General features: G+C 70.4%; 26 protein-coding genes and 2 pseudogenes. 13 read left to right on the forward strand and 15 right to left on the reverse strand.

The window, feature by feature from the left end:
* Window positions 1-135: 135 nt before the first annotated feature.
* Together ABTY04_RS38030 and ABTY04_RS38035 are read left to right on the forward strand one after the other, a co-directional pair.
* Window positions 136-519 (forward strand): fibronectin type III domain-containing protein, encoded by a 384-nt coding sequence (locus tag ABTY04_RS38030; RefSeq protein WP_352218010.1) that lies wholly within the window; start codon window positions 136-138, stop codon window positions 517-519.
* 194 nt (window positions 520-713) lie between these two features.
* Window positions 714-965: a hypothetical protein gene (locus tag ABTY04_RS38035; protein ID WP_352218011.1), complete on the forward strand. Its 252-nt coding sequence runs from the start codon at window positions 714-716 to the stop codon at window positions 963-965.
* 314 nt (window positions 966-1,279) lie between these two features.
* Here the strand turns inward: ABTY04_RS38035 and ABTY04_RS38040 are convergent, their stop codons facing one another.
* Window positions 1,280-1,894, reverse strand: coding sequence for a hypothetical protein (locus ABTY04_RS38040; protein WP_352218012.1), 615 nt, complete (start codon window positions 1,892-1,894; stop codon window positions 1,280-1,282).
* 1,476 nt (window positions 1,895-3,370) lie between these two features.
* Window positions 3,371-3,625: pseudogene (locus tag ABTY04_RS38045) on the reverse strand (transposase); the annotation flags it as partial.
* On the opposite strand from ABTY04_RS38045, the gene ABTY04_RS38050 reads away from it, so the two are divergent.
* Window positions 3,615-3,953 (forward strand): hypothetical protein, encoded by a 339-nt coding sequence (locus ABTY04_RS38050; RefSeq protein ID WP_352218033.1) that lies wholly within the window; start codon window positions 3,615-3,617, stop codon window positions 3,951-3,953. The pseudogene ABTY04_RS38045 and the gene ABTY04_RS38050 overlap by 11 nt on opposite strands.
* Before the next feature lie 183 nt (window positions 3,954-4,136).
* Here the strand turns inward: ABTY04_RS38050 and ABTY04_RS38055 are convergent, their stop codons facing one another.
* The 3 genes from ABTY04_RS38055 to ABTY04_RS38065 all read right to left on the reverse strand — a co-directional run bounded on the left by ABTY04_RS38055 (window position 4,137) and on the right by ABTY04_RS38065 (window position 5,965).
* On the reverse strand, window positions 4,137-4,583 hold the full coding sequence (locus ABTY04_RS38055; RefSeq protein WP_352218013.1) for a GlcG/HbpS family heme-binding protein: 447 nt from the start codon (window positions 4,581-4,583) through the stop codon (window positions 4,137-4,139).
* 62 nt (window positions 4,584-4,645) lie between these two features.
* The gene (locus ABTY04_RS38060) at window positions 4,646-4,966 is read right to left on the reverse strand and encodes an NIPSNAP family protein (RefSeq protein WP_352218014.1); all 321 of its coding nucleotides are present in this window, start codon (window positions 4,964-4,966) and stop codon (window positions 4,646-4,648) included.
* Between the two features lie 30 nt (window positions 4,967-4,996).
* Complete coding sequence (locus ABTY04_RS38065) at window positions 4,997-5,965, reverse strand: NADP-dependent oxidoreductase (RefSeq protein WP_352218015.1); 969 nt, start codon at window positions 5,963-5,965, stop codon at window positions 4,997-4,999.
* 138 nt (window positions 5,966-6,103) lie between these two features.
* Here ABTY04_RS38065 and ABTY04_RS38070 point away from each other — a divergent pair, with 138 nt between their 5' ends.
* The gene (locus ABTY04_RS38070; RefSeq protein WP_352218016.1) at window positions 6,104-6,481 is read left to right on the forward strand and encodes a winged helix-turn-helix transcriptional regulator; all 378 of its coding nucleotides are present in this window, start codon (window positions 6,104-6,106) and stop codon (window positions 6,479-6,481) included.
* On the opposite strand, the gene ABTY04_RS38075 is transcribed toward ABTY04_RS38070, so the two are convergent.
* Window positions 6,411-6,752 (reverse strand): transposase family protein, encoded by a 342-nt coding sequence (locus tag ABTY04_RS38075; RefSeq protein WP_352218031.1) that lies wholly within the window; start codon window positions 6,750-6,752, stop codon window positions 6,411-6,413. The genes ABTY04_RS38070 and ABTY04_RS38075 overlap by 71 nt on opposite strands.
* 8 nt (window positions 6,753-6,760) lie before the next feature.
* On the opposite strand from ABTY04_RS38075, the gene ABTY04_RS38080 reads away from it, so the two are divergent.
* Window positions 6,761-6,973 (forward strand): hypothetical protein, encoded by a 213-nt coding sequence (locus ABTY04_RS38080; RefSeq protein ID WP_352218017.1) that lies wholly within the window; start codon window positions 6,761-6,763, stop codon window positions 6,971-6,973.
* A gap of 22 nt (window positions 6,974-6,995) precedes the next feature.
* On the opposite strand, the gene ABTY04_RS38085 is transcribed toward ABTY04_RS38080, so the two are convergent.
* From ABTY04_RS38085 to ABTY04_RS38100, 4 genes are read right to left on the reverse strand one after another with little or no spacing between them, the layout of a single operon-like run.
* On the reverse strand, window positions 6,996-7,871 hold the full coding sequence (locus tag ABTY04_RS38085; RefSeq protein ID WP_352218018.1) for an SDR family NAD(P)-dependent oxidoreductase: 876 nt from the start codon (window positions 7,869-7,871) through the stop codon (window positions 6,996-6,998).
* Window positions 7,868-8,533 (reverse strand): NAD(P)-dependent oxidoreductase, encoded by a 666-nt coding sequence (locus ABTY04_RS38090; RefSeq protein WP_352218019.1) that lies wholly within the window; start codon window positions 8,531-8,533, stop codon window positions 7,868-7,870. Before ABTY04_RS38090 ends, ABTY04_RS38085 begins: the two co-directional genes overlap by 4 nt.
* Window positions 8,515-8,688 (reverse strand): hypothetical protein, encoded by a 174-nt coding sequence (locus ABTY04_RS38095; protein ID WP_352218020.1) that lies wholly within the window; start codon window positions 8,686-8,688, stop codon window positions 8,515-8,517. Before ABTY04_RS38095 ends, ABTY04_RS38090 begins: the two co-directional genes overlap by 19 nt.
* A gap of 19 nt (window positions 8,689-8,707) precedes the next feature.
* Complete coding sequence (locus ABTY04_RS38100; protein ID WP_352218021.1) at window positions 8,708-8,848, reverse strand: hypothetical protein; 141 nt, start codon at window positions 8,846-8,848, stop codon at window positions 8,708-8,710.
* 179 nt (window positions 8,849-9,027) lie between these two features.
* Here ABTY04_RS38100 and ABTY04_RS38105 point away from each other — a divergent pair, with 179 nt between their 5' ends.
* Complete coding sequence (locus ABTY04_RS38105) at window positions 9,028-9,150, forward strand: hypothetical protein (protein ID WP_352218022.1); 123 nt, start codon at window positions 9,028-9,030, stop codon at window positions 9,148-9,150.
* A gap of 202 nt (window positions 9,151-9,352) precedes the next feature.
* Window positions 9,353-10,345, forward strand: coding sequence for an RICIN domain-containing protein (locus ABTY04_RS38110; protein WP_352218023.1), 993 nt, complete (start codon window positions 9,353-9,355; stop codon window positions 10,343-10,345).
* Between the two features lie 75 nt (window positions 10,346-10,420).
* Here the strand turns inward: ABTY04_RS38110 and ABTY04_RS38115 are convergent, their stop codons facing one another.
* Window positions 10,421-10,999: a CHAP domain-containing protein gene (locus tag ABTY04_RS38115; protein ID WP_352218024.1), complete on the reverse strand. Its 579-nt coding sequence runs from the start codon at window positions 10,997-10,999 to the stop codon at window positions 10,421-10,423.
* A gap of 539 nt (window positions 11,000-11,538) precedes the next feature.
* Between ABTY04_RS38115 and ABTY04_RS38120 the strand changes: the two genes are divergently transcribed.
* The 4 genes from ABTY04_RS38120 to ABTY04_RS38135 all read left to right on the forward strand — a co-directional run bounded on the left by ABTY04_RS38120 (window position 11,539) and on the right by ABTY04_RS38135 (window position 14,684).
* Window positions 11,539-11,703 carry a hypothetical protein gene (locus tag ABTY04_RS38120; protein ID WP_352218025.1) on the forward strand — a complete coding sequence of 55 codons (165 nt, stop codon included), beginning with the start codon at window positions 11,539-11,541 and terminating at the stop codon, window positions 11,701-11,703.
* Between the two features lie 436 nt (window positions 11,704-12,139).
* Window positions 12,140-12,397, forward strand: a complete 258-nt coding sequence (locus ABTY04_RS38125) for a hypothetical protein (protein WP_352218026.1) — start codon at window positions 12,140-12,142, stop codon at window positions 12,395-12,397.
* Window positions 12,398-12,805: 408 nt separating this feature from the next.
* Window positions 12,806-13,693: a beta-propeller domain-containing protein gene (locus ABTY04_RS38130; RefSeq protein ID WP_352218027.1), complete on the forward strand. Its 888-nt coding sequence runs from the start codon at window positions 12,806-12,808 to the stop codon at window positions 13,691-13,693.
* A gap of 628 nt (window positions 13,694-14,321) precedes the next feature.
* Window positions 14,322-14,684 carry a hypothetical protein gene (locus ABTY04_RS38135; protein ID WP_352218028.1) on the forward strand — a complete coding sequence of 121 codons (363 nt, stop codon included), beginning with the start codon at window positions 14,322-14,324 and terminating at the stop codon, window positions 14,682-14,684.
* Window positions 14,685-14,734: 50 nt separating this feature from the next.
* Here the strand turns inward: ABTY04_RS38135 and ABTY04_RS41360 are convergent, their stop codons facing one another.
* Window positions 14,735-15,346 carry a dienelactone hydrolase family protein gene (locus tag ABTY04_RS41360; RefSeq protein WP_502996807.1) on the reverse strand — a complete coding sequence of 204 codons (612 nt, stop codon included), beginning with the start codon at window positions 15,344-15,346 and terminating at the stop codon, window positions 14,735-14,737.
* Window positions 15,286-15,855: an alpha/beta hydrolase gene (locus ABTY04_RS41365; RefSeq protein ID WP_502996808.1), complete on the reverse strand. Its 570-nt coding sequence runs from the start codon at window positions 15,853-15,855 to the stop codon at window positions 15,286-15,288. Before ABTY04_RS41365 ends, ABTY04_RS41360 begins: the two co-directional genes overlap by 61 nt.
* A 596-nt stretch (window positions 15,856-16,451) precedes the next feature.
* Here ABTY04_RS41365 and ABTY04_RS38145 point away from each other — a divergent pair.
* Window positions 16,452-16,778 carry a hypothetical protein gene (locus tag ABTY04_RS38145; protein ID WP_352218029.1) on the forward strand — a complete coding sequence of 109 codons (327 nt, stop codon included), beginning with the start codon at window positions 16,452-16,454 and terminating at the stop codon, window positions 16,776-16,778.
* 122 nt (window positions 16,779-16,900) lie between these two features.
* Window positions 16,901-17,363 (forward strand): annotated as a pseudogene (locus ABTY04_RS38150) (lysophospholipid acyltransferase family protein); the annotation flags it as partial.
* A 558-nt stretch (window positions 17,364-17,921) separates the two neighbouring features.
* Here ABTY04_RS38150 and speB read toward each other — a convergent pair.
* The gene (gene speB / locus ABTY04_RS38155; protein WP_352218030.1) at window positions 17,922-18,911 is read right to left on the reverse strand and encodes an agmatinase; all 990 of its coding nucleotides are present in this window, start codon (window positions 18,909-18,911) and stop codon (window positions 17,922-17,924) included.
* Window positions 18,912-18,944: 33 nt separating this feature from the next.
* Window positions 18,945-19,069: carboxyl transferase domain-containing protein (locus ABTY04_RS38160; RefSeq protein ID WP_352218032.1), on the reverse strand; the 125-nt coding region annotated here is incomplete at its 5' end.

A 19,069-nucleotide genomic window follows, 5' to 3' on the forward strand; every position in this document is an offset into this window, starting at 1 on the left:
AACCACACCCGGCTCCACGGTGAGATAGGGCACATTCCACCCGCCGAATACGAAGCCAACCACTACCTGAGCACCACGAAACCCCAGGTCACAACTAACATCTGAGATCTCTACCGAACCCGGAACGGTTCAATCATGGCGGTGCCCGCCGTCGGCGCGGAGGCTGCCCCGGCGCGGGATTGCTACTCCCGCGACGGCTTCCCTCCCAAGGGCGGCAACAACATCGGGGACACGCCTCCCCGGTACAAGTTCAGCAACAGTCCCTACCTCGGCGCGCGCTACGACTCGTGCGAGAACGCCATCGCTGTCTACTTCGGGGGATACTCCAGAACCGGTACAACCCACTACACCGTCCGCTGGTCGGATGCCGGAGGCTGGCACGATCAAAGAATGCACAACGGTGCACGGAGGCAGTGGACCATCGAAGCTCCCGGAAACGACTACAACTTCCTGGTCCAGGCGTGCAACGGCAATGCCTGCACCCGCTGGTCGCCCCAGATCTACGTGAACGCCCGTTGACGCTGCGGAGGAGGCGGTCAAGTCTGGCCAGATAACCCGCGGGCCGCCGGTCCCCCTCAACGGGTGAGCTGGAGGACACGGCAAGTTCTCGGTTGTAGGGCAACCTGCGCAGCGGAGAAGTCGGCGAAAGCTCTCGGCGGTTACCCGGTCGAGCAGCTCGGGCAGTGGTGGCTACGTGATGTCGAGGACACCGCGTGGCGGGTCATGTACGCGGCCAGGACACGCGGGATCTTCTGCTGTCCTCCCTACTTGGCCCCTTTGACGTCGGACCGTCTCCACCAGCAGCACGGCCCGGCCTGCGAGACCACCCCGCGACCGCCATCGTCTCCCTACGGGTCCGTGACGACGCCTGTGTCACCGCGTTCACCCAGCCGACCAACTACCTCGTCAAGGTCAACGGCCGGTTCCTGGAGAGCGGCTGCGTCGAGCCACGCGGCGGCCACTGAGTTCCAGGACTCCCTGAGGTTCCAACTTGCAGAGAGTACCCGTCACTTCGCGGCAACCACGCAAGCTCACCCGCGCTCGTGCGCAGCGCACCAGGTTGATGGAGACGTGACATTTACGGTAAAGGGCATGTGGCTCGTCCTCAGTGCCTTTGACATCCAATCTTGTCGCCCCAGGCCAGGCCACCCTACCGGACCAACTTGGCTGTCAAAGGACAACCCGGTCGTATTCGGCACCTACCAGCACAACCGCAACCCGTTCATCGGCCACCCGGAGTGGGTCGACATCTGGTAGCAGCCCGGGTGCGCTCGGCGTGCTACTTGACGTAGATCTCGTCGAGGGTGTCGATGACCCCCGCCGCGTTCAGGTGGTAGCGGAAGGGGAGGCCCTTGTCCGGGTGGGTGTCCAGCCACCCGGTCAGCTCGCTGGTGGAGATGGGCTTGCCCATCACCTCGGAGGGGAGGATCGGTGCCGTCGCGGTGATCTTGGCGGTCTCCGAGATCGGGATGTACGTCCACGCGCCCGACGGTTCGAAGCGCCCGGGGCAACCGTACGTGCCGTGCTGGACGATGAGACTGGTCATACCGCCCTCGGGCGTGTAGCGGTGCACGGCGATCGTATCGGGCGAGACCGGCATCCTGTGGTCGGCGCCGCAAGTCGGCGCGGGGGGCGGGGCCGGGGCGGGTGGATTCTTCCCCGCCGGGGTGGCGGTCGCCGAGGGCTTGGGCGCCGCGCCGGTCTTCGAGGGGGCCGGCACGGCGACTGTGGCGCCGGCGGTGGGCGGGGCCGTAGCGGTGGGCGGGGCCGTGGCGGCCGCGGTGGGCTTCGCGTCCGGCGCGGCCAGGTCGTCGCCGTTCTGACAGGCGGTGAGCGCCAGCACGCCGCACACCGCCACGGCGGCCATGGCCGCCTGCCTCCGAACCGCTCTCATGGTCTTCTCCCTCTCCCGGATTCCGGCGTCGCCGCACCGTAACCCCCCAGATCCAGCCGGCGCGACGGCCGGACGCGGTTCGTCACCGGGCCGGGATCCCGTTGTTGCGGAGTGCGGACCTCCGCCCCCGCCCCGCGAACGCCCGTGACCGCCCACCGGTCGGGGTCAGGGGGCCAGACCGCCGGCGAGGGAACTGGAACTGCGGCCAGGCGGCCTGCGGCGGGCAGGGGTCCCAAAGCTTCTGGGAGAGCGCGGCCAGCGGCATCCGGATGCCGGCGGCCACCTGGGCCGAGGTCTGGGAGGCGGCCAGGTCAGCCGCCTCCTTACCTACGAAGACCTGGCCTTCCGCACCCCCCGGTACCTCATGGGCATCGAAGTCGGTGGATCGCTACCCGTTCCCCGGCCCTTGAGGTCTTCAAAAAGAGCGCGGCCCCCGGCTTCACCTCCCGTTCGCGGTGGCAGCAGTCGGTACCGCGATAGTCGTGACACACCCTGCCCCCGGAGCCTCATGGGCAACCAATGTGCACGCAGGCAGCCATCCGCGAGGCCGGACAACCGTCGGCAACTGTCTTCCGCGTAGCTCCCCTGGACAGAGAGACGACCTGGTCGCTGATGTGCCGGATCGCCACCTGCTACGGACAAGAGCCCGAGTGGATTCTGGGGTACTGGCAGTGGAAGAACCATCAGCCCCGGCACCCAAACGGGACACCACGCGCGGATGCGGAAGTGCTGCTCAATCAGGTCGGCCGAACCATGCCGGCAAGACTGTGCAGGGTGGACGAGGAAATCCTCGGACAGGCACTGCCGTCGTGGAAGCAAGGCAACAAGCAGTTCACCGACCAGCAATCGGCCGGGGCTGCGGGAGCGCTCTGGCGCGTTGGCGCCACAGTGGTGAGGCCGGCCGCATTCGGCTGCCGGCTCTGCACAGCCCGGCGCACCGGGCAGGCGGTGCGCCTGGTCCGCTACGCCGAGCGCTGGCAGCGGGTGTGCGCGCTTCTGCACCTACATCTGGACCCTTTACGACTGCATGCGCGGGGCCGCACTGGCCGGCTGTGCGAGCAGCATCACCGGTGGCAGCTCGATGCGGACGCCGACCACGGGCTGGAGAACCTCGACCTGCGCGAGAGCCCGGAAGTGACCCAGGCGCAGCGGCGGTGGGCGCGGGTGTGGAGCGTCGTGCGCGCCGGGCCGGGGCAGAGCCGGCCGAGGTGTTCGGCCTCGCGCGGGCGGTGGTGTGCCCGTGGTGGGAGCAGGCTCTGGGTTGGGGTGAGGAGCGGATCTGGTCAGCCCGGCTGCACCGGCCTGCGGGCGGGGACGCGGGGCCCAGGTTTTGGTGGTGGCACGCTGTGGCCCGGGACGCGGTGGTTTTCCCCGAGGTCGTCGCTGTGGCCAATGCGCTGATGGACCCTGCCATGGAGGAGCTGGCATGGGCGGACAGCGGGCGGGAACGGATCCGGCCTCGGCCTGCGGACGGTGGAGGACGTTGACGCGTCGTCGGGCCAGGGCAAGGACTGCCTGGACATGGCGCCTGCCCTCCGCGCGCTTCCGGTCGTAGAAGGCTCGTGAATTGGGGCCGCGCTGGATGCTGAACAGCGCCGACGCATAGAAGACGCGTTGCAGGCCGCGGTGGTAGCGCTTCGGTCGGTGGAGGTTCCCACTGATCTTGCCAGAGTCCCGCGGGGCTGGTGTCACCCCCGCGAAGGCCGCGAGCCTGTCAGGGGTGGGGAAGGCACGGGCCACCACCCCGACCGCTGCCGCCTCGGGGCAGCAGGGCGCTACGGTGCTGGCGTTCATGTCGCCCGCGGCGGTTTCCTATCCGGAACCCGCCCAAGCGGTGACGCTTGACGAGTGCAAGCGGAACTTGGCCGGCGCCTCTCAGGTTTACGTCACGTCCCGGTTCGCGGTGTGCACGGGGCTGAAGGTCACGACGGTCTGGGAGAAGCAGAGTGGCGCGGTGGGCACCAGCTCGTACACCGTGTATGTGCGGGGCACCGTCCCCAAGGAAGCCGACCGCACGATGTACTTCGACTACGACGTCACCGACTTCGGTCATGGGTAGAAGCGGTACAGCGGTTAGACACCTCGCTCAACCGCCAGAGAGCCTCGCTCGGTTCGCTGCCTGCCGACGCACCCAACCGTCCAGGACCCAGGACCCCACGAGGTGACAGGGTCCTCATCGCGCAGGGGTCGGCCTGTGACAGGCTGGCGCCGGTCCGCCACAGGCCGGCCCTCGGGTGGCCGGTCAGTGACCGGGCAGCTCGAATCCGAGGGCGGTCAGGGCCTCCTCGGCGGCCTGCTGGTCCTGCTCGTAGCTGCCACCAGAGATGCCGAGTCCTCCGACGCACCGGCCGTTGTCGATGATCGGGTAGCCGCCGCCGACCGCCATCAGACGAGGGTGGCCGCCCAGCGGCGCGATCTTCGGGTTGGCGAGGTAGTCGTTCCACGCGTGGGTGGAGGTATGGAAGGCGGCCGCGGTCCATGCCTTGTCGAGGGCGACCTCGGCGGTGAGGAAGGGCGCGTCGTCAGCGCGGTCGAACGCCTTCAGGTGTCCGCCCTGGTCGGTGACGGCAACAGCGGCCGTGAATCCGATACGGGCGGCGGCGCTGTGCACGGCCGCGATGAGTGCGACGGCGGATGCCTGGGTGATCGACGAGGCGGGGGACGACTTCGGGAGCGCGTCGGTGCTCATGAATGTCCTTCGTTGCCTGCTGTACGGGTGGTTCGTGGCGTGCGGGGCGAGCGGGGGCCGCCTCACCGCAGCGGTGAGGCCGGGGTGGGGACCACGCGGGTGACGAGGGACTTCTCGGGGATCAGCAGGTCGTGGACCGCCGGGCCGATCTCGTTCTTCCAGCGATCGTGCTGGTAGACCTCCGCGTACAGGGCCTCGCGCTGGGGCTCGTCCTCGAACCGGCGGATCCACACGTAGCCGTCCTCGTCCTGCTCGTCGACGAAGGAGCCGGTCACGTCCATGCCCAGCGAGGCCTGGAACGGGATGACCACCTCCTCCATGTAGCGCACCCATTCCTCGCGGCGCCCGGGCCGGGCCTGGTAACGGCGGATCTCGTAGAACACGGTGTCACTCCAACACTGGTGTCGGGATGGTCAGCTGGCGACGGTCAGGACGAGCTTGCCGCGGGTGCGGCCGGCCCCGCTGCGGGCGTGGGCGGCACCGGCCCGCTCCAGCGGGAAGGTCCCCTCCACCTCCACGACGACCTCACCGGCGTCGATCAGGCCGGCGATCGTCGTCAGCGCGGCGCTGTCCGGCTCGACCAGGAACGGGGTGACCCGCACCCCGGCCGCCTCGGCGGCTTGCGCCAGCTCCGGGGAGACACCGGCCGGGATGGCGACCAGCAGGCCGCCCGGGCGCAGGACCGTCAGCGAGCGGGTGCTGGTGTCGTCGTGTGCGTCGCCCACCAGGTCGATGACGACGTCGACGTCCGTGACGGCGTCCTCGAAGCGGGTGGTGGTGTAGTCGACGGTCTCGTCGGCGCCGAGTTCCTTGAGCCAGGGGTGGCGGGCGGCGCTGGCGGTGGCGATGACGTGGGCGCCCAGGTGCCGGGCGAACTGGACGGCGAAGTGGCCCACCCCGCCGGCGGCGGCGGTGACCAGGACGCGCTGGCCGGCCTGCACGTGGGCGGTGTCGACCACGGCCTGCCAGGCGGTCAGCGCCGCCAGCGGCACGGCAGCCGCGTGCACGTGGTCGAGGGTGGCCGGCTTGCGGGCCCACTGGCGGGTCGGGGCCGTCACATACTCGGCGTAGGCGTTGGCGACGCGCGGGAACCACGGCATCCCGTACACCTCGTCACCGGCCTTCAGCGTGGTCACCCCGAAGCCGACCTCCTCCACCACGCCGGACACGTCCCAGCCGAGGGTGAACGGCGGCTCGCCCAGCAGGCCCGCCATGCCGGTGCCGCCGCGGGTCTTCCAGTCCACCGGGTTGATCCCGGCGGCGTGCACCCGCACCAGCACCTCGGTGGGCAGCGGCACCGGCCGCGGGACCTGCTGGACCCGCAGCACCTCCGGGCCGCCGAAGGTGTCCTGGACCACCGCGCGCATCATGTCTGCGGACATGCGTCATCTCCTGAAACAACGTTCCCAAGAGGGCTGTTGGCGCCCTCCCCCGACGTCGACGACGCTATCCCCAGGGGTACAGTTACCTTCAAGGTCCACTACTTCCCGTTGGGAAGTGACCAGGTGAGGAGAGCGAGCATGACGACCACCTGCCCCAGCGGCCAGCACTCGCACCACGACGTCTACGCCGCCCAGTGCCCCTGCCGCACTCTGCTCGACCTGCTCGCCAACAAATGGTCCGCGCTCGCCATCGGCGCCCTCGAGGACGGACCCCAGCGGTTCGGAGCACTCCAGCGCCGCCTCCAGGGGGTCAGCCCCAAGGTCCTCACCCAGACCCTGCGCCGCCTGGAGGACTTCGGCCTCCTCGACCGCACCGTCTACCCCGCCGTCCCGCTGCACGTCGAGTACTCCCTCACCCCGCTCGGGACGAGCGCCGCCATCCCGCTCAACGCACTCCGCGCATGGGCCGAGGACAACATCGACCACGCCTTCCCACCCGAGCTGGCCGCACAGTGAGCCTTTTCAGCGTTTGAAGCTCAAGGGTGAGTACGGCCTTGGCGGCTGACGTCAGCCGGTCCGGGCTGCAGCGGGCGTGGTGGAAGATTCTCCAGCGTTTGACCGTGGCCACGCCACGTTCGACCGGGTGTCGGAGTCGGGAGTGGGCCCGGTTCAGCGACCTCTGCCTGACGCTGAGCTCCTTGCGTGGTGCGCGTTTGGCCGGCACCGCGAACGTGCAGCCGGCGCCGGTGTACGCCATGTCGGCCAGGGCCGGGATGCGGAGCCGCAGCCGAGATCGTGCGCCAGCTCCAGGAGGAAGGCCACGTCATTGACCCCGAGGACCTGGCCCACATCTCGCCGTACCTGACCGAGCTCATCCGCCGATTCGGCGAGTACTCCACCCACGAACTCGCCATCCAGCCCGAGGCATACGACCCCAGACTCGACGTCGACTTCACCCAGCTCCGCGACCAGGGCCTGCGCGCCGAGGGCTTTGGGACAGCAGCCTGATCAGGTGACGCCGGGCGGCATGTCATGGTCCTTCCCCTCCTCGGCCCAGCTGTCCCGGGTGTCGGGGCCCGCGGTACCCGGTCAGCCGCTCGGCCAGGGCCCACAGTTCGGCGCCGAGGGCCGGGTCGTGGAGCTGGGGTGAGCCGGGCGCCGGGCGGTCGTGGACGAAGTACGTCCCGTCGATGCCGTCCGTCCGCGTGGCCAGTGCGACCAGGCGCCGGGCGCCGTCCGTGGGGCTGTCCAGGAACGGCCTCGACAGTGCCGTGAGGACGGAGCCTGCCGGCCCCAGATAGCGGCCGAAGCCGGAAGCGATGATGCCCGGATGGAAGTCGGCCACCGTGATCTCCGGGTGGCGGCGGCCGAACTCGCGCAGCAGGATCCCGGCGGACAGCTTCGCCCGGGCATAGACCTTGTGGGCAGCGAGCCCCGACGTACCGGTCGCGACTGCGGCCGTTTCGCCTCTGGTGAACGAGGCACCGGTGTGGGTGCGCGAGGAGGTCGCCACCACCCGGCCACCGGCCAGCCGGGGGGCGAGCAGGGTCGTCAGCAGCGAGGGCCCGATCGCGTTGACCTGGAAGATCGGCTCGATGCCGTCCGCCGTCGCGGCGCGTGCCCGGGGGATGCCCCCCGCGTTCGCTGCGAGTACGTCGATACGGGGCACGAGCGAACTCAGGGCGCCGGCCAGCCGGTGGACGTCCGCCAGATCGGCGAAGTCCACCGTGAGGCCGTCGATGCCCAGTTCGTCCGCCAGGACGCGGGTCGCCGCAGGATCCCGGCCCACCGCGATCACCCGTGCACCGAGCCGGTGGAACATGCGCGCGGCCTCGCCGCCGACCCCGGAGCTGGCTCCGGTGACCACGACGGTACCGAGGGCACTGCCGGATGGGCTGGTGCTCATCGTCGTGCCTCCTTCTTTTCATGGGATGGTCCGCTGGGTACGGCGCGGCGCCGGGCGTAGGCATCGTGCTCGACCGCGGCCAGCAGGAACTGCGCCACGTCCGCGCGGGAGATCGAGAGGTTCTTGGGGGTGCGCCGCTCACCGGAGGCCGACCAGTGTGCACGGGGCGGCGCATCGGTCAGGGCGCCGAAGTACGCGGCCGTCCAGTTGAGCCCGGAGGTCTGCAGGATCTCCTCAGCGGCGTCGGAGTCACGGTAGTCGCGCCGGATGAAGACCCTGGTGGCTGCGCGGACCAGCGCGGACGCCCCGTGGACGCTCTCGCCCGTGCCCCAGGCCAGGGGCATGACGATGCGTTCCACCCCGCCTTCGCGCATGGCGTCCACCAGATGTGCGGCGGCCGCCGCGACGATCGCGGGTCCTCTGCGGCCCTTGAGCCACAGCGGATTTCCGAGGGCGAAGATCACGGCGTCATGCCCCGGAACCGCCTTGCGCACGGTCTCCGGCTCGTCCGCGACCGCACCGGTGACCACGCTGAGACGAGGGTCTGGCGGCAGGCCGTCCGTCCGCCGCGCGAAGGCGGTGACACGATGCCCGTTCAGCAGCCCATGGTGGACGACGTGGCAGCCGATCCCGCCATTGGCACCTACGACGAAGAGACGCACAGCGGCACCCCCTCGGGCCCGACGGGCCGGCCTTGCGCGTCCCGGGCGGCATGACCCGACAGGCGCACGAGCCGCTCTCCGTTGGTGGTGGCGACCTGGCTGATCGTCCCGGCAGGACTGTGGACCGCCGGGAGGCTGACGCGTTGTACGGACATGACCGTGTCCTTCCGGCACTCAGGGGCCCCACAGCCCGTCCGCGACGGACGTCAGATGGCCGTCGGCACGGTAGGCGTAGGCACGGCTGTTGACGGCGCATCCGGTGGCGGTGGCGTGCTGCTCGGAGAGCCGTCCGGCCTCGTCCCGGGCTGAGGTCATGGTGACCACGTCACCGAAGACGCGGGTCAGCTCGCGTCCGGCGGCGTCATTGGTGAAGTCGACGTGGTGGCCGCCGGTGGTGAGGCGATGGGCCTGTCCGTCGGCTCCGTAGGCGTAGGAGGTGACGTGCCCGGTGGGGGTGGTGCGGCGCGTGGCCGTCTGGTTTGACCAGGGCCTACATGTACAACGCTGCCGGCAACGTCGTCTACCGCCGCGCAGTAGCCGCCCTCGCCGCTACTGCCGGAGCCTTGGCACTCGGCGCCGCCGCAACCGCCGAGGCCATTCCTTCCGTCGTCAAGTGATGACCTGCGGCCGCCCGAGGCTGGGGTACCCGCTTCAAGCCGGGCACCTGGGCCACTGCCTGAACGAAGGGGGTTGAGTTGGTCTGGTGTCCGGGCCATGAAGGCCTCGCTGAACCGACCCGTCACCGACGACTCCAGGAATTCGTGCGGTCGGCCGGCGATCCCGTTGCCCGCCATCGCGCCGTGCACTATTCCTGTTCGGATGGATGAGATCGACTTACAGCCCGCCGCCATACGCACCGTCGCAGAGTTCACGGCGGCGTTGCGAGGGCTCAAGGCCCGGTCCGGCCTGACCCTGCGGCAGCTGGAGAGCCGCGCTGTGGCCCGGGGTGACGTTTTGCCCCGGAGTACCGTCGCCGACCTCCTACGCAGAAGCACCCTGCCGCGCCGTGAGACGGTCGCCGCGTTCGTCCGAGCCTGCGGTGAGGAGGACCGATCCGCGGAATGGGTGGAGGCCTGGGCGCTCCTGGCGAGCGCGGACGCCCACGCGGACGCCCACGCGGACGCCCACGCGGACGCCGTCGCCGATGTTGCCCCAAAGCGATCGCCGTGGACGGGATCCGGACACCGCAGGCGGCTCGCCTTCGCGGTGGCCGGGCTGATGCTGATGGCGGTCTTCGCGGCAGGTGTCCTGCTGATCAACCATCTCACATCCTCCGGTTCGCACGCGAAGGGCACCGTCGCCGGCCGGCCTCCCGCTCTCCTTCCCGTGGCCTCTGCCGGCAGCTGGGCCCGTATCCACCCCGCGCGGACCCCGGAACTGTGCCTCACGGCCGGGAACGAAAGCTCCGGCCGATACCGGTCCGAGGTGGCGGTCCAACGCCCCTGCGCAGACCCCGGCCCGCGCACGTTCATCGAGCCGGAGGGCGACGATCTGGCCAACATCAAGTGGGAGCACCCGAGGAGCAAGGCAATGGGTTGCCTGACCATCCTCGACAGCGGCCCCGCCAAGGGGCTGGTGGAGCCGCAGGAGAACTGCCTGGCCGACAAGGACGCCCAGCTCTTCCGGATCGAACGCTTCGGTTCGACGGCGGAGGAGGGCTACCGGCTGCGGCGCGCACACACCGACCTCTGCGTGGGGATCCCCGACGGCGAGACGACCGTGGGGGCCGAGGCCGTCCAGCAACCCTGCGGCGACCAACCCGGTCAGCGCTTCCGCATCGACCTGCTCCCCCCGGCCCCCAACCCGAGCTGACGGAGAAGCGCGAGACGCCCCGTTCCGGACGGGTGACCCGCCACCCGGTGGGGGCAGCGGGTCACCCACTCGCGCTCAGCCGGCCACCGGTGTGACGTAACCGCTGATCCTCTGAGCGGGGTTGACCCAGGTTCCGACCTTGTACGAGGCCCAGGTGTGGGGGCTCACATTGCCGGGTTCGCCCTGGTTGCCGCCCACTACGCTGATCTTCGAGCCGGAGATGGCCACCACGATGGCCACGTGGTCGTCTGCGGTGCCCGGGGTGTGCTGGTTGTAGAGGATCGCGTCACCGACCTTCGGGGTCGAGTGCATCGAGCCGTAGGCGGTGAAGCTGGAGGCGAGGTTGTTGAGCTTGTTCATCTTGCCGCCGACGCCGTTCTTCCACCACACCCAGCCGACGAAGTCGGCGCACCACGGGTGTGCTTCGGTGTGGTTGGGTCCGCAGCTGCCCGTCTGGGCCGTGCCCCGGCCCCAGTAACTGCCCTTGTTGTTCAGCCCGCACGGGCCGGCACCGATCTGCCCCTTGGCGGTGGCGGCGATCTGCGTTCCTAACGAAGACGCCTGGGCGTTGGCGACGCCCGGAGTGGCTATCGCGGTTCCGGCGAGCAGGGTGATCACGGCGCTCTTGGCCGCGAGGGACGTGAACTTTCGCATGGCTGACTCCATCGTCGAGAGCCGTGGCTCGCACGGCTGTTCGCTGGGATGGCAGAACTGTCGGCGAGGCGATGCGGTACGACCAAGCGATCCGCTGTCCGGGACTGTCCGGCTCCCTGTCCGTGCAGCTCAGCGAGTACGTTCCGGACACCTGTCCGGATTCGGCGCGGCGGCACGGCGTACGCCCGCCCGCCGCGCTCGGCGCAGGAGCCGGGCCTCGCCCCCGCGTCTTGCGGGCGGATCCAGCCGGACAAGCCAGCCCCGGCGGTTCCGCGTTGCAGGAGTGGCCTGGATGTCTCCGCCGAGTACGTGTCGACGCTGATCGCCTCCGGTGAGGACGCCCCGGCCGACTCCGGGGAGCGCGGCCGCGCGAGCCAGCCCGCCCCACGATCCCGCTGTCGTACCGCAGCCGCCCGTGCAGGCCGAGGCGATTCGCGTCGAGCTCGCCCAGGTCGCCCCTCACCTGCTTCCGTAGTTCGACCAGGACCGGGGCCGCCATTGCCCGAGCCCGCGCCGAGACGTCGGCAGTGCCACTGCGGGTGTTCGCTGAAGGCTGGGTCGTCGAGGTGGCCATCGCCCGGCGCCCCGAGACCGTCACACGACTGCGCGAACTGGAGACAGCTGCCGACGGGGAGACCGACGTGCGGGCCGCCCTGAGCATCGCCGCAGAGATCAGCAGCGTCCGCCGTGCAGCTGCCGGCTGAGGCTGGCATCAGCGGTGCCGTCCGGTGAGCGACGAGTAGACGTGGGACTACGCGTTCCAGGCAGAGGACCAGGTGAGCTTCCCCAATTTGGTCCTCGACAAGGTGAAGGCCCGCGCCGGGCCGATCGTCGACCTCGCCAACCCCGGCATCGACCCCGCCGGGCTCGGTGAGCCCACCCATGTCACGCCCGTCGGCACATCGATTGCCCCGTTCACCGGACTGAGCCAGCGCCGGCGAGCAACTGGCGGCCCGTGCTGCGGCGCGAGGATGCGGACGGTGTCTGCAAAGGCCGGCCGTCGAGCCTTCCGCTGCAAGACACTCGGTAGGCCCCCCTGGCTCAGCGCGAGGAACACCGGCATCAGCCGAACCTCGGCGTTCTCGCTGCCGATGCGAAGCCAGTCGGGACCCTCCACGCTGAGCTTCTGCACGGCCGACGGTGAACGACTTCTACTCCCAGAACGTGAACCCGGTCAGGTTTCAGGTGCTGTTCACCACCCTGGGCATCGCGCTGTTCCTGTGGTTTCTCGGGCCGCTGTGGAGGGTGCTGGGGGAAGCCGAGGGCGGGCCGGCGCGGGGTACGACAGTCGCGCCGGTCGGGGCGGGCGTCGCTTCGGTGCTGATGCTGGTGGGGCTCTCCGGTGCGCTTTCGCTCCCTCGTCCCCCTGACTCCGCGGCCGGAGGGCTACGCCGTTAAGGTCAAGTCGCGGCCGTGTCCCGGCGCCGCAGCGATCAAGGGGTCAGCGTGGGGAGCGGAGTCCGCCCGGGAGCCCTTCGCACGTCGGCCGGGCGGACCGCCTTGTCTCCCTCTCACCATGCGACAGAAGAGGCCCGTGACCGCCGCGCGTTCGACGTACATCGCATGTGACAGCGATGTACGGAACATGTCACAGGGCTCGTATCGCCAGGTGCCGTTGCTTCCCCCAGAGCCCCTTCGGTGGGATGTTTACGGGCCGGAGCGGCACGCAGCAGGCCGCAGGGAGGGATCGGGGTGGACATCTTGACACGCCAACAACACCGCACCGGCAAAGGCAGAACCGCCGGAAGAGCTCGGAGAATCGGCAGGACCGGCGCAAACGGCACAACGCGGCGCCGCTGGGCGGCGGTGACCGCCGCGGCGATCGCCATGGCCGCACCACTGACCCTCGGCGCCGCAGGAGACGCGGGGGCGGCGGGAGACCACCCGATCGTCTTCGCCCGCTACACCGCGGCAGGGCCCACGGAAGACCTCTACGCAATCTCCCCCAGTGGCGGCACGTCCGTCAAACTCACCCACACCTCCACCGTCAGCGATGTGATGCCCAGTTGGTCCCCGGACGGCAAGCGGGTGGCCTTCGTCCGCTATGGATCCGGTGGCGCCATCGACGGAATCTGGACGATGAAGACCACGGGCGGCGACCTGAAGGTCATCCCCGGTACCAAGGGCGCCTCCGACCCGGCGTGGTCCCCGGACGGCAAGCGGATCGCCTACGCCAAGCCGGTGGGCGCCCAGCACGAGATCTATGTGGCCGACATCGACGGCACTCCTGCCACCCGACTCACCCACACCGCGGCGGACGACCTCCATCCGACGTGGTCCCCAGACGGCGAGTACCTGGCGTTCAACCGCGCGGACGCGGGCGGACACAGCAAGGTGATGCGGATCCGGCTGTCCACCCTGGCGCAGACGGCGGTCACCGGGCCAAGCTCCCACGATTGGACGCCCGACTGGTCGCACAGCGACCGGATCGCCTTCAGCCGCGTGGACTCCTCCGGCTTTGCCCACCTCTACCTCGTCCGCCCCGACGGCACCGGACTCCACCGCATCACCGCGGCCCGTTTCAACGACAAGAACCCCTCCTGGTCCCCGGACGGCAGCCGCCTGGTCTTCACCAGAGGCGGTGCCGACGACGCGGACCCCGAACACCTCTACCTGATACGGGCCGACGGCACCGCACTGACCCAGCTCACCAAGACCGACTCCCATGACCTGGAGGCTGACTGGCGCCCGTAAGGCGCCAGTCAGCGGGCCGGCACCCTGCCCGGGTCCGGCGAACGGGGTGCCGGCCCGCGCCAGTCGCGTAGGCCCAGTCCGAGCGGAAGCCTGTCAGACGTCGGCTCTGCCGAAGGCCTGAAGTCTGTAGAGAGCTGGCAACGCCGTCGCCTCGGCGAGAGCAGCCCGAGCCCGGCTCAACACACGTCTGGTGGAAGGTATCGAGTGCAGTCTCGGACAATCCAGGAGGCGCGTCCGCGCGTAGCGGGACCGTGCGGCCGATCGCGCGCAGGCGGCCGCTGCTGTCGTGGAGGCCGAGGATGAGGAGCTGCGGGCGGGTCGCATGCCGGTGATCGCGCCGATGACGGCTTCGGTGGTGTCCCTGCGGCGGATTTTGTACCTTCTCTGCACCAACATGCGGGGCGTGACGGACAGGCCGACTGAGTGTCCGCGAGGCACATGACCGCCACGTTCGCCCACCCCGGCATGGCACGATGCCGGGGTGGAGAGTAGAAAACGTGCAGAGAGCCTGTCTGAGCTCGGCGACCTGTTGAAATCGCTCGCGAACAGGCCCGTCGTCTCCGTGCGGTACGGCCGATTCCCGGATGGCGCGCCCCCTGGTCGCGGGCTGGGGCCCCTTGCCGGCCAGGTGCACGACCTCGTCGCCGAACTCCACCCGATGTGGAAGCGGTACCTCCCCAGCGGGGCCGAGCCCCCGAGCGCTTCGCAGATCGAGGCTCTCCTGGAGCCGCTCAGCGCCGACGCGGCCGTCGAACTGATGACCAAGCTCGCCGCCGACAACCTCATATGGCCCAGCTCGAAACTCATGGACCGCGAGCTCGCCCACCACACGGTGACTCGCATTGTGAAGTGGCTCGGGCCCGGCGCGACTTGGTGGACCAACCGGCAAGGCAGCTCCTGGGATCCCGTCACCGCCTGTACTTTCGATGGCGTGGTTGCCGGAAGCGACGGTGAGTACCTTGCGATCCTGATCCAGGTCGGGGAGGACTGAGCCGACAACCGCCCCGACATCAGTCAAGCCGATCGTTCGTTCTGGTGGCGTCATGTGGGCATCCCGGAATCAGCACTCCGCGGTCCTCGACACCAGCCGCCGCCGAGTCGAACCGACGACGGCATAGTGCAGTCAACTGGGAACGACTCGAAGACCTCCGCCGCGAGGCCCTCCAACTCATCACGCACAGCAGCAATCTCGTGCTGATCAGCGGCCGCCGCCCGGTCGGTGGGCGCTGAGTTCGCCGTAGGCCCGCAGGGCGTCGGCCGGGTCGCCCGGTCCGCCCCGTCCGTCCCACCCGTTCCGCAGCACGGCGTCCAGGAAGGCGAGGGTGGCCCGGCGACGACCCGCGGGCTCCGGGTGCGGCCCAGGGAGCCGACGATCGTGGGCACCGGCGGCAGGTACAGGGGGCCGTCCATGAAGGCGAGGTGCGCGGCGCCGGGGACGGTGAGCCGGTAGCTCGTCGCGGTGTTGACGTCGAGCGCCTCGGTGAGGCGGGGCAGGTAGCGCGGATCGGTCCCCGCGGTGACCTCCTGGGTGAGCGCGAGTGCCGGCCGGTCGAGGGCCGGCGAGGCGGGGCCGTGCGGGAAGCCGTCCAGATCTACGACGGCGGCGAACCGGTGGTCCTGCCGGGCCGCCTGGAGCGCGGCGGCATCGCCCATGGAGTGGCCGGCCACCGCGACCCGGCCGGCGTCCAGCCGGCCGCCAGCTTCGCGTCCTCGTCCGCGTCGCCGGAGGAGTGGGTCGCGGTGGTGATCGTCCGGCCGTCGGAGAGGACGACGGCGGCCGAGTCGTACGGGTGGTCGAGGGCCGCGACCACGTAGCCGTGACCGGCCAGTTCCTCGGCCCAGGTGGTGTTCTGGGTGCGCACCCCGCTCGGCCCGGGCGAGAACAGCACGACGGGGAACCGCCCGCCCCCATCGGCCACCGGGGCGTCGAAGACCGCACGGCTGCGGGCCCGCGGCACACCGTCGATCAGGAAGCCCGGCAGCCCGACCCCGCGGGCGAGCGCCTCGGAGACGGTGCGCGCCTCCTCAGCCGTGCGTCCGAGGTAGTGGGCCCGCTGCACGCCGTCGGGGCTCTTCTGCGCGGGGTACCAGAGCTGGACGACGACCGTGCGCCGGTCGTCCGGATCGGCGGTGAAGGTCTCGGGGTGCTGCGATCGGTCCACTGCACCACGCGGGTGCCGACCGCGAAGTCGCCCGTCGGCTCGGGGAACATCGGCACCGGGAAGGCCCAGGCGGCCACCGGGCCGGCGGCGATCAGCCCCAGGCAGGCCGCCGATCCCGGCAGCGCCAGCCACCAGCGGGCCCGCCACGCCGACCGGCCGGCCCGGCGTCGCAGCAGCGGGGAGCAGGCGAACGGCAGCGCGCAGCCGGCGCCCGCCAGTACTGGCAGCAGCTGCCAGCGGACGCCCGTCAACCCCAGTACGAGCGCGGACAGCACGAGGAGCGCCCCCGCCGCGACCGCACTCGACAGGACAAGGATTTCGAGGGGGACATGGACAGTCCCGCGATGATCTCGGTCACCCGGCCATCGTCGGCGCCGGGTGCGCGCCGCCACATCGGTCCCGGGTCGCCGTCGCGGGCCGCCGGGGGCGACCGGAGGCGCAGTCCGCGACGGCCGCCGGTGCCACCGGAGCAGCAACCGGGTACGCCGGAACGGTGTCCGCGTTGCGCCCCCCGGGAGAGCGAGTACTTCGCGCCGGGCGAGCTCACGAGCGATGTCGTCGGGGCCTACAACCATCCGGCCAAGGAACTGGGCGGGGTGCGGCGCACCTTCGATCTCAAGGTCACGGGCCCGGAGATGCCGGTGCTGCGGCTGGCGGACGGCAGGTCCCTGGTCACCTGCTCGTTCATACGGACCGATCGTTGGCAGGGGAAGTCGGGGGCGTCCAGTTACTACACCTTCTGGTACGGGAAGGACAGTCCGCAGGACGCGCTCCTCGGCGGGGGTAACAAGCACTGGCTGAACACCGAGGTGCGGCTCAGCATGACGGTCACGTTCGAGGTCGCGCCCCAGGGCCGGGCCGAGGTCGTGGGATGCAACTGCCTCCAGCCGGCCTTGCTTTCAGCCGAGGGAACAGCCGACTGACGTATGGGCGGCCTTCCGCAAGCCTGCGACGGACGCTCCCGCGACGGCGGCCGGCGACCAGGCGGCGCTGGCGCTCATGCTGGGTACGGTAGGCACGCCAAGATGAGGCCGCCGGCCTCTGACGCGTCCCGCTGCTCGGCCGCGCCCTCGCCGGCGGGGGCCACATCCTGGTGTTCCGCGGGGACGCGCGGGCCGCGGCCGCTCTCGACGCCCTACGGATGCTCCAGCACAGGGGCGGCTGGTCCTCATCTACGCGGAGGGTGGCCTGCCACACCTACGGACGCTGCCGAGGCCGCCCCCGGCACCTTCCGAAGCGGCTTCGCCCGCCTCACCGAGCGCACGGGCGCGCCCGTCGTCCCCGTGAGCCAGGCTGGCGGCCGCCGCATCACCTCCGCCAGCGTCGCCAAGCAGCTCGCGGGGCTCGCCACCGCACCGCAGCGTCGTCCAGACCTGCGCGTGCACGTGGGAGCTCCGCTTCAGCTGATCGGCGACCGCCAGGTGTGCACGACGCGGGCCCGGACCGTGGTCACCAGCGCGTGGCGGACCGCGCCCGTCCACCTCGGCGAGCCCGCGGCCCTCGCTGCGTACTCCCCAGCGCCCACCAGCCGCCGTAGCGTTCGCCGAGCACCGGCGGCGCTGCGGCGCCGGGCGAGGTCAGCCCCTGCACAAAGGGCCCGGAGTCACCCATGCATCTCGCGCGGTCCGGTCCATGGCTGCGCCCGACGGGACCTCAGTGGTTGGCAAGGATCACGAAGAGGATGCCGAGCACCACCGCCCAGGCCCTGCACGACTCGTCCACGTGCACGGCTCCCATGACGGACCGGTCGCGCCGGGCCCGCCTCCAGAGCACGCCCGGCGTGAACTCAATGAACGAAAGGATGACCGGAGCGCCCTCGGCGGGGCATGGTTTGGGACAGGCGGTCGCCGATGCCGAAATCACTGCCTCGCTGCCCGGATTCGGTCAGGGCGCGGAATTCGAGGGGATGACCGCACGCGTTTAATTCCCGTCCGCACCCGGCACAAGATTTCGTGGAATTTTAATAAACACCCGCTCACCGTGCATGCCGACCCAGCCGTGAATACGGTAATGACCCGGCCGGCCAAGCGGACGGCCGGGTGAATTCACGCGTGCGAGCGCGGCGGCTACTGCGTCATGCCCCAGCGGACCGGGGCGATCTGCTTGGACATGATGGTGATCAGCTCGTACGCGGCGTGGGACGCGGCGATCGAAGTGATTCCCGCGTGGTCGTACGCCGGCGCGACCTCCACGATGTCGGCGGAGACCAGGTGGCAGTCCGACAGGCCGCGCAGGATCTCCAGCAGCTCGCGGGAGGTCATGCCGCCGGCCTCGGGCGTCCCGGTGCCCGGGGCGTGTGCCGGGTCCAGGACGTCGATGTCGATGGAGATGTACAGGGGCCGGTCACCGACCCGCTCGCGCAGCTGCTGGGCGATCTCGTCCACCCCGCGCCGCATCACGTCCGCCGAGGTCACGATGCCGAAGCCGAGCTTTGCGTCCTCGTCGAGGTCCTGCTTGCCGTAGATCGGGCCGCGCGTCCCGACGTGGCAGAGGGCCGAGGTGTCTACGACGCCCTCCTCCACGGCCCGACGGAACGGCATGCCGTGGGTGTACTGCTGGCCGAAGTAGTCGTCCCAGGTGTCCAGGTGTGCGTCGAAGTGCAGGACCGCCACCGGGCCGTGCTTCTTGGCCACGGAACGCAGCAGCGGCAGCGCGACGGTGTGGTCGCCGCCCAGGGTCATCAGCCGGGCGCCGCCCGAGAGCAGCTCGTCGGCGGCGGCCTCGATCGTCTCCACCGCCTCGCCCGCGTCGAACGGGTTGGCGCTGATGTCACCGGCGTCCGCGACCTGGCTGAAGTGGTACGGGTAGACGTCCTGCGCCGGGTTGTAGGGGCGCAGGGTGCGCGAGGCCTCACGAATGGCGTTGCCGCCGAAGCGCGCTCCGGGGCGGTACGTGACGCCGCCGTCGTACGGGATCCCGACCACGGCGATGTCCGCCTTCTCCACCTGGTCCAGGCGGGGGATGCGGCCGAACGTGGCCTGACCGGCGAAGTGGAGCGTCCGGTCGGTCTCGGTCGGCGGCAGCGGCGGAGTCACTCCGTTGGGCTGGGCGGTCATGGTGCGATCAGTGCCTTTCCAGGGTCGGCGGGGTCACATCGGGGGGTTGCCGTGCTTGCGCTGCGGCAGATCGGCGTGCTTGCTGCGGAGCATCGCGAGGGCGCTGATCAGGGTTTCGCGGGTCTCCGCCGGGTCGATGACGTCGTCCACGAGACCGC

Origin of the sequence: Streptomyces sp. NPDC097981 (assembly GCF_040302565.1) — a bacterium.
Lineage (GTDB): Bacteria > Actinomycetota > Actinomycetes > Streptomycetales > Streptomycetaceae > Streptomyces.